We start from the raw sequence: 14614 nt of genomic DNA, 5'->3' as shown, positions 1-14614 counted from the left end.
TATGGCAAGTCACCTAAGTATATTTTGGTTTAGACGAGATCTAAGACTAGACGATAATGTTGGTTTAATTAATGCCTTAAAGGGTAACCATGAGGTATTACCTATTTTTATTTTCGATTCTGAAATACTTGATAAACTGCCAAAAGATGATGCTCGATTAACCTTTATACATGACACACTTCAAGGTATTAGGGAAAAACTCCATAATGATTACGGTAGTGGGATTGGAATGTTTCATGGTAAACCTCTGGAGATTTTTAGAGCACTCCTTAAAAAATATGACATAAAAGAAGTATTCACCAATCATGATTATGAGCCCTATGCTACAGAACGTGACACAGAAATAAAATCGCTTTTAGAATCAAATAATATTAGCTTTAACACTTTTAAGGATCAAGTTATTTTTGAAAAGGACGAAGTGGTTAAAAAGGACGGGAAACCATATGTGGTATACACACCTTATATGAGAATATGGAAAGAGAAGTTTAAAACTCTAGACTTTAAATTTTATCCATCTGAAAAAGAATTGAACAACCTCGTAAAAGATACCAACTTACCAAATTTAAGTCTAGAAGATATAGGATGTAATAGATCTACCCAGTCGATAAAACCTTATGAGGTTTCACCAACTTTAATCCAGGAGTATGAAGCCACGCGTAACTTCCCAGCTAAAGATGCAACCTCTCGCTTAGGTCCACATTTACGTTTTGGTACGGTAAGTGTGCGGAAAATGGTTGATAAAGCTGTACAAGAAAAGAATGAAATATTCTGGCAAGAACTTATTTGGCGCGAGTTTTTTATGCAAATATTATGGCATTTTCCGCATACAAAAGACCAATCATTTAAATCTAAATACGATAGAATTGAATGGCGTAATAACGAAGACGAATTTAAATTATGGTGTGAAGGTAAAACAGGTTATCCTTTAGTTGATGCTGGTATGCGTCAATTGAATGAAACAGGTTTTATGCATAATAGAGTTCGTATGTTAGTTGGTAGTTTTCTATGTAAACATCTACTTATCGATTGGCGTTGGGGTGAAGCCTATTTTGCTGAGAAATTACATGATTATGAAATGGCGAGTAACGTTGGTAATTGGCAATGGGTAGCTGGCTCTGGTGTTGATGCTGCACCCTACTTTAGAATATTTAATCCCACTTCACAGATTCAAAAATTTGATAAGAATTTAGACTACATAAAAAAATGGGTTCCAGACTTTCAAGAACTTACATATCCTGAAAAAATGGTTGATCATAAAATGGCGAGAGAACGTTGCTTAATAACTTATAAATCTGCATTAAATTAACAGGGATTTTATATTTTATTAAATAAATTAATTTTTTTCTAAAATTTTATACAATAAATAAAAACTAAACACGTTGTCTTTTTAAGACGTGAACGTCTTGAATTGAAAATAACCATTTCAAAAACAATTTAAAAGCTCTGATGTGCCTCAGAGCTTTTGCTTTTTACATACAAAAAAAGCTTCAAGTTAACTTGAAGCTTTTCTAATAATTTCGTTATAACGATTACATCTAATTACCCGGTAAACGTTCAATTTTTGCACCAATGGCCTTTAATCGTTGATCAATATTTTCATAACCTCTATCAATTTGTTCAATATTATGAATAATGGATGTGCCTTTAGCTGAAAGTGCAGCGATAAGCAAGGAAATACCAGCTCTAATATCTGGTGACGTCATAGTCGTTGCCTTTAAAGTAGACTTAAAATCGTGACCAATGACTGTTGCTCTGTGTGGATCACAAAGAATAATCTTTGCACCCATATCTATCAATTTATCCACAAAGAATAATCGACTTTCAAACATTTTTTGGTGTACCAATACTTCTCCTCTAGCCTGTGTCGCTATCACTAATACTATGCTCAACAAATCTGGTGTAAAACCTGGCCAAGGTGCATCTGCAATAGTCAATATAGAGCCGTCTATATAATTTTGTATTTGATACCCATCTTTATGCGCTGGTATATGAATATCATCACCTTGCTGCTCTACAGTAATACCAAGTTTTCTAAATACGTTTGGTATTTGTCCTAAATCCTCCCAACTTACATCTTTAATAGTCAGTTCACTTTTTGTCATTGCGGCCAATCCAATCCAACTGCCAATCTCAATCATGTCAGGTAACATGGTGTGTTCTGTGCCACCTAAACTATCAACACCATCAATTACTAGCATATTAGATCCTATCCCAGAAATTTTAGCTCCCATTCGGTTAAGCATCCTGCACAACTGTTGCAAATAGGGTTCGCAAGCAGCATTGTAAATAGTAGTTTTACCTTCAGCCAATACAGCTGCCATAACAATATTCGCAGTGCCTGTTACAGAGGCTTCATCTAAAAGCATAAATGCACCCTTTAAACGCTCTGCTTCTACGCCATAAAAATGATCTTCTCTATTATATCTAAATTTAGCCCCTAGGTTAATAAAGCCTTCAAAATGCGTATCGAGACGTCTACGACCAATTTTATCTCCTCCTGGTTTTGGGATATATCCTTTGCCAAAACGCGCTAGTAATGGTCCTACAATCATAATTGATCCTCTCAGACCTCGTCCTTCACCCTTAAACTCATCAGACTCTAGATAATCTAGATTTATATGCTCGGCTTTAAATGAATATGTATTCGCATCAATTTTATTAACCTCAACACCCAAATTACCAAGAAGTGTAATTAGTTTATTGACATCAACAATATCTGGTATATTATTTATTGTAACCGTTTCTGGTGTTAAAAGAACGGCACATAGAATTTGCAGGGCTTCGTTTTTAGCACCTTGTGGCTTAATAGATCCTTTGAGTTGGTGGCCACCTTCAATTTTAAATGTACTCATACGTTTTAGTAACGTTTTCTATTGCTAGAATATTTCTTTTTGGGTGCTTTTTTACCGCCCTTACTGCTATACTTAGATTTAGTGCGTAATAAGCTAGAAGAATCGCTTAAGTCCTCTTCACTATTCCTAAGATCGATTTCTCCATTAGACAATTCAAATAAATGATTGAAAATCACAGAATCTTCAACACTATCTTTATTCCAATTGAGAAAGCATTTTTTCATATGGTTAGCAATAGTGTAAACCAAGGCATTTTTCATTTCTCCTTCTTCCCATGTACGCGCAACATCAATCATCGTTTTAATATTGTTTCCGTAAAAACGATATTTAGGATGGTTTTGCGGATATTCTAATGGATCTGGCTTAGAGGTCAATTCCTCTTCAGAAGGTTTTGGGTAAGGCGAATCTGCATCCAATTGAAAATCGGACATGATAAAAAGCTGATCCCAAAGTTTATGCTGAAAATCTGGCACATCCCTTAAATGAGGTTGCAAATTCCCCATTACAGAAATTATTGCTTTTGCTAATTTATTTCGTTCTTCTTTGGTTTCACGCGTTTTAGCATGATTAATCATCTTTTGCATATGACGTCCATACTCTGGTATAATCAAATGCTCGCGTTCTGTGTTGTATTCTAAATCGTCTATCAAAATTATTATAATGTGTAGTAAACAAAATTAAAACCCGTAGTCTTTAGGTTTTGTTGCAAAGTACAAAAAATAATGAAGCCCAAAAGAAATTTTAAAGGGAAATTACACCTTCTATTTTTTCAGCTACTTCACGGTATTTTGCAATTACGGTATCAGGATTTTTCATTCTTACATTTATAGAAATACTTGTGTACTTGCCATTTTTTGAAGCTCTAGTATTTATTACTGCGCCCAAATGATTAAAAAGTCCTTTTAAGTTGTCTATTTTTTCTGTTTCAGAAATTACAATAAACTTATACAAATAGGTCGTTGGCCACAAGGCTGTATCTTGCAGCTGAACCTTCAATTTACTATAAAATTCATCCGAATTATCAGTGTTGCTCATATCACAATTTTTCAAGTGCAAAGATACATTTAACTTTGCATTTTTCTGTCTTATTTTTTATCACGAATTTTACTGCAAAAATATTGCCAATTTGAATCCAAAGAAAATTGTAATTACCGGTGGCCCAGGTACCGGTAAGTCTTCCATAATAAATCATCTCAAAGCCCGAGGGTTTCTTTGCTATGATGAAATTTCGAGACAGGTCACTTTACAGGCTAGGAAAGACGGCATAGAACAGCTGTTTTTAACCAAACCACTTCTGTTTAGTAAAAAGCTGTTAGAAGGCAGAAAGCAACAGTTTTTAAGCGCAACTGAAGAGTCACGTAATTTGGTTTTTTTAGACAGAGGTTTACCTGACGTATTGGCGTATATGGATTTTATTGGCGATGATTATCCCAACAAATTTATTGAAACCTGCGAAGCACATCAATACGACTATATTTTTGTATTGGCACCATGGCAAGAAATTTTTACAAGCGACAGTGAACGTTATGAAAATTTTGAACAAGCCATTGAAATTCACCATCATCTATTAAAAACCTACATGAGATTTGGCTATCAGCTCATTGATGTCCCTTTCGAAACCATAGAAAAACGCACTGATTTTGTTCTAGAGGTATTAAATTTGTAATAATGCATCCAATTGAAGTTTTAGAGCGTTACTGGAATTATACTTCCTTTAGACCATTACAAGAAGACATTATTACTTCTGTTCTTGAAAATGAGGATACCTTCGCCCTATTACCAACAGGTGGTGGCAAATCTATTTGCTTCCAAATTCCAGCACTAGTAAAAGAAGGAATTTGCATCGTAGTATCCCCTTTAATCGCATTAATGAAGGATCAGGTATCTGCACTAAAACGAAAGGGTATTAAAGCTATAGCACTAACCTCTGGCATTTCTTATAGCGAATTAGATACACTCTTAGATAACTGCATTTATGGTAATTATAAGTTTCTATACTTATCTCCAGAGCGGTTACAACAACCTCTGGTGCAAGAGCGTATTCAACAAATGAAAGTAAATCTCATTGCCGTTGACGAGGCGCATTGTATCAGTCAATGGGGTAACGATTTTAGACCAGCGTACAATAATATTAAACTATTAAGAGATATTCACCCACATGTTAATTGCATAGCTTTGACCGCCACGGCAAAGCATAATATTGTGGATGATATTATTGAGAATTTAGACTTTGTAGCACCAAAAATCTATAAAGCATCATTCAGCAGACCCAATATTGGTTATCATGTAATTCATACAGACGATAAATTATATAAGCTACAACATTTATTGACCAAGCATCCTGGTGCATCCATCATTTATGTACGAAATCGCCGTGCCACAAAGGATATTCATAATTATTTGGAAACAAGAGGGTTTTCTACAACCTTCTACCATGGTGGCATTACCAACAAAGAAAAGCAAGACCGATTACAGCAGTGGACCGATGGTAAAAAGGAAATAATGATTGCCACAACTGCTTTTGGAATGGGAATTGATAAAGCTAATGTAAAAACCGTATTACATTTCAATTTACCAGAAAGTTTAGAAAGTTATTATCAAGAGGCAGGTCGCGCAGGTCGCGATGGCAATGCCGCTTATGCATATATATTAAAACAACATATTGACCAAGATCATCTTAAAAGCCAGTTTTTAAGTACCCTACCTTCTATTGACTTTATAAAGTTGGTCTATAATAAGCTCTGCAATTATTTTCAGGTATCTTACGGTGAAGGTGAAAACAGTCAGTATCAGCTCGATTTTAAATCCTTTTGCAACACCTACCAGCTAAGTGCAAGTATTACCTATAACGTATTGTTGGCACTAGATAGAAATGGTATTATTGCATTAACGCAACACTTTAATTTTCGGACAAAAATTCAGTTTGTTGTCACAAATGACCAACTGTTTAAATACCTTGAAAAACATTTAGACCTTAATACCATAGTTAAGGTATTATTGCGGACTTATGGTGGTATTTTTGATTATGAGACCAAGGTGAATCTCAATTTGGTTATCACCAAATCCAACCTTTCTGAAAAGAAGGTCATGGATCAACTAAAAATATTAGAAAAAGACAATATTATTAGTCTTCAGATTGCCAATACGGATTCTGAAATTACGTTTTTACAACCGCGTGAAGATGAGATTACCATAAATCCCATTGCCAAAACCATAGAGCATCAACATAAACTGAAACATCAACAAATTGAAGCGGTAATAGATTACATTAATAATGACACACAATGCAAAAGCACCCAGTTGTTGGCTTATTTTGGTGAAACACAAAAGAAGGCTTGTGGGAAATGTTCAGTGTGTTTGTCAAATGAATTACAGCCCAATGTTCCTGAAACCAAAGCGATATCAAAGCATATTCTGAAAGCGTTAGAACAAGAAGACTTAACATCACGACAATTATTGAATCAATTGAAATGTAATGAAACGCTACTTCTGAAAAGCCTTTCTGAATTAGTAGAACTAGAGAAAATAGAAATCACAGCAACAAATACCTACAAAAAATTATGACAGCTAAACGAGATATAAGAATTGTATTTATGGGCACTCCAGATTTTGCAGTGGCAACACTTAAATCACTTTTAGACCATAATTATAATGTTGTTGGCGTTATTACTGCTGCAGATAAACCAGCTGGTCGTGGCAGAAAATTAAGAGCTTCAGCAGTAAAACAATTTGCGGTTGAGCACAATTTAAAAATACTACAACCTACAAATTTAAAAGCTGAATCTTTTATTGAAGAGCTTCAGTCACTAAACGCCAATCTTCAGATTGTGGTTGCGTTTAGGATGTTACCTAAAGTGGTTTGGCAAATGCCAGAATACGGCACATTTAATTTACACGCTTCATTATTACCACAATACAGAGGCGCTGCTCCAATCCACTGGGCTATTATTAATGGTGAGACAGAAACTGGTGCCACTACCTTCTTTATAGACGAAAAAATTGACACTGGAGCCATTATAATGTCTGAAAGTATTGCTATTGGCGAAGACACAACAGTTGGTGAGTTACACGATGATTTAATGGTGCTAGGAAGTGAATTGGTTATTAAAACCGTACAACTCATAGAAACTGATGATGTTAATACTACGATACAGTCAAAATCTGATGATTTAAAAACAGCTTACAAACTCAACCGTGATAATTGTAAAATCGATTGGTCTGATAGTTTAGATGCCATTTTCAATAAAATAAGAGGGCTAAACCCATTTCCAGCAGCTTGGTGTTATTTAGACAATAATGATGAAGGACCTCTAACGGTAAAGTTATTTGCCGTGGAGAAAAGGAAAGACAAGCATAATCTTAGTAGTGGGCAACTCATTGTAAATAAGGAAAAAATAGAAGTGGCGTGTAAAAATGGTTTTATAATTATTAAGGAAATACAGCTTCCTGGCAAACGAAAAATGGATGTAAAATCGCTCTTAAATGGATTTACCTTTGCGAAAACGGCCAAACTCCTCTAATCCCTTGATACCATTGACTTAGTAAAAATTCCGACAAAATACATAGCTTTATTAACAAAAGGGTCAACTTATTAACAAAATCGCCGTTTTCCCTTGCTATTACTTGCGCAGCTTAATATTACTCATAAATTTGTGTACGGATTTTTAACAACTAATACTAAAATCCGAATTTTTAACAATTTAAATTTAAAATTTTATGAACAAAACAGATTTAATCAATGGTATGGCAGAAAATGCTGGGATCACTAAAGCAGCTGCTAAGAAAGCATTAGACTCTTTATTAATTGATATCGAGGGATCTTTACAAAAAGGTAACAGAGTTTCTTTAGTTGGTTTTGGTTCTTGGTCAGTTTCTAGAAGAGCTGCAAGAGATGGAAGAAACCCACAGACTGGTAAAACAATCAAAATAAAAGCTAAAAATGTAGTAAAATTTAAGGCAGGATCTGACTTAAATAGCGCTGTAAACTAAGATATTTTTATTTTATATAGAAAGCCTGCTCAATGAGCGGGCTTTTTTTATGAATTTAAGTTTAAAGTCCTAAAGTTGTGTATTTCATAAAAAAAACCTAGATTTAATAACCACTTAGGACACTAACAATCAAAAACATGAAACCTGAAAAAGGCAATTTACTTATTGCAGAACCATCCATTATCGGAGATATATCATTTAATCGTGCCGTAATTCTTTTGGCAGATCATAATGCGTTGGGTTCAGTTGGTTTTATTTTAAACAAACCTTTAGAATATAATTTAAAGGATTTGGTTGAAGGCACGGAATCGGATTTTACCATATACAATGGCGGACCTGTAGAACAAGACAATCTTTACTTTATTCATAAATCACCAGACCTAATACCTAATAGTGTAGAAATTTCTAACGGTATTTTTTGGGGTGGTGACTTTAGTGTGGTTTTGGATCTTATCAATACCGATAAAATCTCACAAGATGATATTAGGTTTTTCCTTGGCTACTCAGGTTGGGCAGAAGAACAATTAGATAGCGAGCTAGAATCTAATGCCTGGTTGGTATCTGAGAATGTTTACGACAATGATATTATTGCTAAAAGTTGTTCGTCTTTTTGGCGCGAAAAGATGATAGAACTCGGTGGTGATTATAGCATTTGGTCTAATGCACCTGAGAATCCAAGCTACAACTAAACACAATTCGCTTATTTCAATTCCATAAATCCGTTGCTTCCGACCTTGTCGGAAATCTATATCAATGATTGCGGATTATACTCAAATGCCACATCTAGAGGAGTCTTAATTTCGCATTTATTTTGGTAATTACAGTCTTGGCGAATTCAGAGCCATATTCTTTTTTGCGGTATTTTGAAATAGGCTGAACACCAACAATGACATTGGTTATAAATAACTCATCTGCTTTTTGCAGTTCAAATGGAGATATAGAGGCTTCCTCTACAATAAGGTTTACATCTTTTCGCAACACCTCTAAAACCTGTTGGCGCATTATACCTTTTAAGCAACCATCTTCTAAAGGTGGTGTTTTAATACGATCGCCTTTCACCAAAAACAGATTCCCATTTAGGGCCTCAATAACACTCTTATTGGTATTTAAAACCAAACAATTGTTGAGTCCATTTTCTTCAGCATAAATACTGCCTATAACCTGTATGACTTTACTGTTAGATTTTAAACCAGATAATAAACCAGGTGCCATATAGTAATCCTTATACAGATCTACTTCATAAAATGAATCGTCTATAGTATAGAATGGATTGGGATGTACCTCTGCAACAATGTTATAATTAACTGTGGCGTCTTTACTTGGCATATACTTACCACCTTCTCCTCTATCTACATTGAGACGTACGCGCGCTACAGAACTGCTTAGATTATTGGCTTCAACGGTTTTTAAAATTTGCTCTTCAAGAAATTCCATGGTAAAATTCATAGGAATATCCATTCGCATAATACGCATAGATGCCATGAGTCTAAAGTAATGATCTTCCCAAAAGAATATTTTACTGTTAACCACTTTAAGGGTTTCAAAAAGGGCATCACCATACTTGTAACCTCTATTTTCAGAAGTTAACTTAGAATCTGCTTCAGGTACAAGTTCACCGTTAAAATTTACCATAAAAAAAGTCTCGATTTGTTTTTAAAAAATCGAGACAAAGATATAATAGAATAGTTAGTTACGTGTTAAGCAGAACCTAAAACTTGTTTTAAACTAGAGATTTGATTATCCCATAACATTTTAGCTTCTTCCACCTCATCCTCTTCCGCAAAATCCGTTACCATTAAGGACACATCTTTTGTAATCTCATCGACCTGAATGCGCAGCTCAAAGTAATAGCTAGCACCATCTTCATCGTCTTCTAACCACCGGAATTTAATACGCTCACTACTTTTTTTGCTTAGTAATTTTGCTTGCTCTTCCGATCCGTCCCAGATAAAGGTAAACAACTCACCACGAGAATTTACATTATCTGCAAACCACTCAGATAAGCCAGAAGGCGTAGATATGTATTGGTATAATAATGAAGGAGATGCGTGAATCACAAACTCCATTTCAAATTTTTCTTTATCGTCCATTTACAGTAAGTATTATCTGCTCAATATATACAATTATGGTACAATTCAAAACTTTATTAGAAAATTATTTTTTTAGAATGTAATGTTTGTTGTAGCAGAATTTGTTTTTATATTTGCACCCGCAATTATGGCGAGGTAGCTCAGTCGGTTAGAGCGTCGGATTCATAACCCGGAGGTCACGAGTTCAATTCTCGTTCTCGCTACAAATCATAAGTGTCAGAATTTAAACGGTTTAGATTTTCACTAAACCGTTTTTTTATGTTTACGATTAATCAAATCCTTACATTTGCATACGAAAGTGAATACGAAAGTGCATACGATTTGCCAAAAAAGAGACTTTTTTCCAATCCTAAAATCTACACTGCCAACGGCAGACTCAAAAAACGTTGGTATGTCTATTTCTCATATAGAGACCCCAGTACTGGCAAACTAAAACGCCTGACCCCTTTTTATGGTCAAGCCAATCAATATAAGACCAAAGAAGAACGTCTTGAGGTACTTACAGTTTATAGAAAAGTATTGTTGAAACTATTAAAGCAAGGCTACAACCCCTTTGAAGACAACACTGCGCTTTTTGAAAAGTTAAATCCAAAACTAGGACAGAAAACGGCTAATAACTTGTCGGAAAGCATCAGCATTAACCAAAACGTTTCGGAGGAAGAGCATGATAATTCCAAAGGTCTTACTACGATCACAGAAGCTTTTGAAATAGGCCTTAAACTGAAAGAAAAATCAATAAGTGAACGCACTTATAAAGACTATAAAAACAAAATAAATACTTTCAAAAAGTGGTTGGAAAACAATTATCCTAATATAACCACAACTGACCAGTTGAATAAAAAAGTATTTCAAGATTTTTTATTTGACAAGCTGACAACCTCTTCAGCAAGGAACAGAGATAACTACAGAACCGACCTGAGCAGTGTGATGCAAGTATTGGAAGATGCCGAAATAATTAAGGAGAATTACTTAAGACGAATAAAAAAACTTGGGTCTAGACCGGAACGGCACAAAACATATTCAGAACAGCAGCAAAAAGAGATTTTTGAGTACCTTGAAATAAATGACCCATTATTGCTATTGTTCATTAAGTTTTTCAGCTATTCGTTTATGCGACCCAAAGAAGCATGCCGATTAAGGATAAAAGATATTAATATTGACGAGAGAACAATTCAGTTCAAGGCAAAGAATAGTAGCTTAAAAACAAAACTTATTCCGAGTATTTTGCTAAAAGAATTGCCGGACATAACTGATATGGATCAAGAAGCATTTCTTTTTACTCCTCATAATATAGGTGGAAAATGGAATGCAAGCCTAGAAAGTAGAAGAAACTATTTTTCAAAACGATTTAGAAAAGTTGTAAAGTCACATTTTAAGTTAGGGACAGATTATGGTTTGTATGGTTTTAGGCACACCTATATCACCAAACTCTACAGGGCTTTTGAAAACGAATCCTCACCATTTGAGGCAAAAAGCAAACTAATGCAAATTACGGGGCACTCTTCAATGGTATCATTAGAAAAATACCTTCGTAACATAGATGCACAATTACCCAAGGATTTCTCGGACAAACTGAAGACTATATTATGAGCAGAGATTCATTATATGAATATTATTTAAGTCTTATCCCAAATGTGATAACTCACTTTTGTTTCTTTATACCCAGCAAAAATATACCGCCGGAGTTTTTTGAACGATTCGATGTATTGAACATCGAATTTCTATTGGACAATGCCCTAATAATGGATGAATACAAGGGACCCATTTTATTTGAAGATTATAAAGACTCAGGTACTATCAAAATGATGACTAATCTGGAGCAAAACACTTTTGGCTTGATTGAAAAAAAGGCCGGGTCAACCGAACTTGAATTTGATTTTCTTTTTTCAAAATACACCAAACTGATAGAAAACACATATTTGACCGCTATATGGCTTGCTGAAAACGTAAACATTTTCCTTAATCCAGATGTTGAATTGAAGGAGTATTTAATCCTTCAGCAGAACAATTTCAAAGATCATCTGGAAACCTTAAGAAATACGTTTAAAAAATCACAAGGTAACCTACCAAGAACAGACTTTAAAAAGAAGATAGTACTCGATGATCTTTTGCCGGGCATTAAAAAAAGCTTAACAAGTCCTGCAGGTAAAAAAATTATAAATCACGTCAAGAAAATTTGTGATAATAAAACCGGAATTAACTTAGATAAAATTGTTATTGACGATTCGGATAATTCTAAAGTCACGAAAAAAGCAAAAAAGATAGTTGCTGATGAGAAGGAAATAGAAAATATTCTATTAAAACAATACTTCGGAATCAGGGAAAAATTGTAACTTATACGTAAAATAAACGTTTATTTGACGTATAAATATGGAAATTAAAGAAATTTGCAACAATTGTTATAAAGATTATACCCCCAAACGACGTGGTGTTCAAAAATTTTGCAGTAACTCATGCAGAAGCAGGCATTGGCAAAAAAAACAAGGGACTAAGACCCTAATAAAACAGGAAAATAATAATACATCTACATCTACCGAAAAAAAAGAATCCATTTCATTGGCTGGAGTTGGTAATGCCGCTTTAGGTACTTTTACCGTTGATACAATCTCAAATTTATTAACCCACCCTGACAATAAGCCAGCAACAAAAGGTGATATTAAAAAATTGATAGCTTTAGTAAAGGGGGATCATTATTTCCGAGTTAAAAATGTACGCCCCAATGTATTCGGTCATTACCCCTATTATGATCTTGAAACGGAATCGGTAGTATTTCTAAAAATTTAAAATAAAAAAGACGTCTATATAAAACGTCTTTTTCAGCTATTAATCGAACACTTAAAGGATTCTAAATATAATTTAGAATTTAACCTTAGTTAGTCGGTCACAAAATTATCGAATCTACGTTATATAAAAATTATCATATGTTAAAATGCCATGGTAACTACAAATTATCCATTCTTATTTTATTGACATATAGTCTTGCCATTTTACAAGAACGAACTTATCTATATTACTTTCCTTCCTTCGTAAAAACCCATATTCGTAAACAAAAAAATATATATCTCCTTTATTATTCTTCCAATAGTGGGTAAAAAACTTGGCATTAAAACCTTCATTTTCTAATACCAAAGATCTTACTGTAGCCTTGCCTGCTTTATTGTATTGTTTTAGTATTTTTCTGTTCAGTTTAAGCTGATTATCAACTTTATTATAAAAGCGAGGTGTTTCGGATTTAGATTTTTGATACTGATAAGAACTTTTGCAATGTGCATCACAATATATTTTATCAGACCGCCCAATTAATTCTTTTGAACAGTACTTACATGTCTTTGTAGTTGTCATTATCAGTATATAATACGAATAATATACGTATAATATTCGATTAAGTAAAACACAACCTATAAATTGCAGTATGAGACTAAACAAACATATTACATTAAAGCATCTGTTGATCAACAACAATAAATTTATTGGTCTTCAATTCAATTCAGACAAAGTATTAAACAGCTTAGTCAAGGACCTTAATGGCTTAGAGTGGAGTAATGATTACGGTATGTTTTGTGTTCCTAACAACAAAACAAATCTAAACGCGATCTTCACTTTGTTTAAAGGTGTTGCTTGGATAAACACAAATTATTTCTTTGACAAATCCAACTCAAAACAACTTGATGAAAAGTTTGATGTACAATGGTTTAGAAATAGAGAAAAACCTACCAACTATAAAACTTGTCCAGAGTCTTTTCTTGACAAACTAGAAATTAAAAGATATGCCAACAATACTGTTAGATCATATGTTTCTTGTTTTGAGCGATTTATTAACTTCTATGACAATAAAGAAATTGACGAGTTAAATGAATCTGATGTTCGTGAATATATTAGGTCCCTTGTTCAAAACAATTGGTCCAATTCATATATCAATCAAAGCATAAACAGCATTAAGTTTTATTATGAAGTTGTTTTAGGTATGCCCAATCGATTCTATAAAATCGAACGGCCACGAAAGGAAAAAAAGTTGCCTACAGTACTCTCACCGTCTGAGGTTAAATCTCTCATAAATGCTACGAGCAATATGAAACACAGATGTATTGTTTCATTATTATACTCGGCAGGACTAAGACGGAGTGAACTGCTTAATCTCACTTTGACAGATATAGATAGTGAAAGAATGCTCATTAAGGTAGTAGATTCCAAAGGCAAAAAAGATAGGTTCACATTATTGGCCCAATCTACTCTTGAAGATTTAAGAATCTACTATAAAGAGTTTAGACCAAAAAATTACCTGTTTGAAGGTCAAAAAACAGAGCGATACAGTGCTACGAGCGTTGCAAAAATTATTGCCAACGCCGTTGCAAAAACAAAAATTAAGAAACACGTTACAGCCCACACCCTAAGACATAGTTTTGCCACTCACCTATTAGAAAACGGTACAGATTTGAGATACATTCAACTATTACTTGGGCATAGCTCCACAAAAACAACTGAGATCTATACTCATGTTGCTTCCCACAGCTTCAATTCTATTAAAAATCCTCTGGATTTGTAAGAAAAAAGAGTAATTTTAGTGGAATAAAACATAGTGGGGATAAAAACAATGTTTTTATTCCCTCGTTGTGCATAATTTAACCAAACAAAAACGTGAAAAAAATATTCATCTTGACTCTACTCTCATTTTTCGGTTGTAAA

Annotated in this window: 16 protein-coding genes and 1 tRNA gene; 11 read left to right on the top strand and 6 right to left on the bottom strand. The window is 34.0% G+C overall.

Going from position 1 to position 14614, the window contains the following annotated elements:
- Position 1 precedes the first annotated feature (1 nt).
- Positions 2-1306, top strand: coding sequence for a cryptochrome/photolyase family protein (locus ACFWV9_RS12025; RefSeq protein WP_411895471.1), 1305 nt, complete (start codon positions 2-4; stop codon positions 1304-1306).
- 229 nt (positions 1307-1535) lie between these two features.
- On the opposite strand, the gene murA is transcribed toward ACFWV9_RS12025, so the two are convergent.
- The 3 genes from murA to ACFWV9_RS12010 all read right to left on the bottom strand — a co-directional run bounded on the left by murA (position 1536) and on the right by ACFWV9_RS12010 (position 3887).
- Positions 1536-2852, bottom strand: a complete 1317-nt coding sequence (gene murA, locus ACFWV9_RS12020) for a UDP-N-acetylglucosamine 1-carboxyvinyltransferase (protein WP_411895470.1) — start codon at positions 2850-2852, stop codon at positions 1536-1538.
- A gap of 5 nt (positions 2853-2857) precedes the next feature.
- Positions 2858-3502, bottom strand: coding sequence for a DUF4290 domain-containing protein (locus ACFWV9_RS12015; protein ID WP_411895469.1), 645 nt, complete (start codon positions 3500-3502; stop codon positions 2858-2860).
- Positions 3503-3593: 91 nt separating this feature from the next.
- Positions 3594-3887, bottom strand: a complete 294-nt coding sequence (locus tag ACFWV9_RS12010) for a DUF493 family protein (protein WP_411895468.1) — start codon at positions 3885-3887, stop codon at positions 3594-3596.
- Between the two features lie 91 nt (positions 3888-3978).
- On the opposite strand from ACFWV9_RS12010, the gene ACFWV9_RS12005 reads away from it, so the two are divergent.
- The 5 genes from ACFWV9_RS12005 (at position 3979) to ACFWV9_RS11985 (ending at position 8530) form a co-directional block, all read left to right on the top strand.
- Positions 3979-4518 carry an AAA family ATPase gene (locus ACFWV9_RS12005; RefSeq protein WP_411895467.1) on the top strand — a complete coding sequence of 180 codons (540 nt, stop codon included), beginning with the start codon at positions 3979-3981 and terminating at the stop codon, positions 4516-4518.
- Between the two features lie 2 nt (positions 4519-4520).
- The gene (locus tag ACFWV9_RS12000) at positions 4521-6416 is read left to right on the top strand and encodes an ATP-dependent DNA helicase RecQ (protein ID WP_411895466.1); all 1896 of its coding nucleotides are present in this window, start codon (positions 4521-4523) and stop codon (positions 6414-6416) included.
- The gene (gene fmt, locus ACFWV9_RS11995; protein ID WP_411895465.1) at positions 6413-7372 is read left to right on the top strand and encodes a methionyl-tRNA formyltransferase; all 960 of its coding nucleotides are present in this window, start codon (positions 6413-6415) and stop codon (positions 7370-7372) included. The genes ACFWV9_RS12000 and fmt overlap by 4 nt, the downstream gene beginning before the upstream one ends.
- A 196-nt stretch (positions 7373-7568) precedes the next feature.
- Entirely contained in the window at positions 7569-7841 is a 273-nt protein-coding gene (locus ACFWV9_RS11990) for an HU family DNA-binding protein (protein ID WP_114301190.1), read from the top strand.
- A 137-nt stretch (positions 7842-7978) separates the two neighbouring features.
- A complete protein-coding gene (locus ACFWV9_RS11985; protein WP_411895464.1) occupies positions 7979-8530 on the top strand; it encodes a YqgE/AlgH family protein in 552 nt (183 codons plus the stop codon).
- Positions 8531-8624: 94 nt separating this feature from the next.
- Here the strand turns inward: ACFWV9_RS11985 and ACFWV9_RS11980 are convergent, their stop codons facing one another.
- Both ACFWV9_RS11980 and ACFWV9_RS11975 read right to left on the bottom strand, forming a co-directional pair.
- The gene (locus tag ACFWV9_RS11980; protein ID WP_411895463.1) at positions 8625-9473 is read right to left on the bottom strand and encodes an aminotransferase class IV; all 849 of its coding nucleotides are present in this window, start codon (positions 9471-9473) and stop codon (positions 8625-8627) included.
- A gap of 65 nt (positions 9474-9538) precedes the next feature.
- On the bottom strand, positions 9539-9931 hold the full coding sequence (locus ACFWV9_RS11975; RefSeq protein ID WP_411895462.1) for an START-like domain-containing protein: 393 nt from the start codon (positions 9929-9931) through the stop codon (positions 9539-9541).
- Between the two features lie 129 nt (positions 9932-10060).
- On the opposite strand from ACFWV9_RS11975, the gene ACFWV9_RS11970 reads away from it, so the two are divergent.
- The 4 genes from ACFWV9_RS11970 to ACFWV9_RS11955 all read left to right on the top strand — a co-directional run bounded on the left by ACFWV9_RS11970 (position 10061) and on the right by ACFWV9_RS11955 (position 12715).
- A tRNA-Met gene (locus ACFWV9_RS11970) sits at positions 10061-10134 on the top strand.
- A gap of 55 nt (positions 10135-10189) precedes the next feature.
- A complete protein-coding gene (locus ACFWV9_RS11965; protein WP_411895461.1) occupies positions 10190-11521 on the top strand; it encodes a tyrosine-type recombinase/integrase in 1332 nt (443 codons plus the stop codon).
- Positions 11518-12264, top strand: coding sequence for a hypothetical protein (locus tag ACFWV9_RS11960; RefSeq protein WP_411895460.1), 747 nt, complete (start codon positions 11518-11520; stop codon positions 12262-12264). The genes ACFWV9_RS11965 and ACFWV9_RS11960 overlap by 4 nt, the downstream gene beginning before the upstream one ends.
- 37 nt (positions 12265-12301) lie before the next feature.
- Complete coding sequence (locus ACFWV9_RS11955) at positions 12302-12715, top strand: hypothetical protein (protein WP_411895459.1); 414 nt, start codon at positions 12302-12304, stop codon at positions 12713-12715.
- A gap of 174 nt (positions 12716-12889) precedes the next feature.
- Here the strand turns inward: ACFWV9_RS11955 and ACFWV9_RS11950 are convergent, their stop codons facing one another.
- A complete protein-coding gene (locus tag ACFWV9_RS11950; protein WP_411895458.1) occupies positions 12890-13273 on the bottom strand; it encodes a hypothetical protein in 384 nt (127 codons plus the stop codon).
- 70 nt (positions 13274-13343) lie between these two features.
- Here ACFWV9_RS11950 and xerA point away from each other — a divergent pair, with 70 nt between their 5' ends.
- The gene (gene xerA, locus ACFWV9_RS11945) at positions 13344-14474 is read left to right on the top strand and encodes a site-specific tyrosine recombinase/integron integrase (protein WP_411895457.1); all 1131 of its coding nucleotides are present in this window, start codon (positions 13344-13346) and stop codon (positions 14472-14474) included.
- The last annotated feature ends 140 nt before the right edge of the window (positions 14475-14614 follow it).

This window comes from Winogradskyella sp. A2 (assembly GCF_046762865.1).
Lineage (GTDB): Bacteria > Bacteroidota > Bacteroidia > Flavobacteriales > Flavobacteriaceae > Winogradskyella.
The sequence above is the reverse complement of the archived record's forward strand: the minus strand, read 5'-3'. Positions and strand labels throughout refer to the sequence as shown.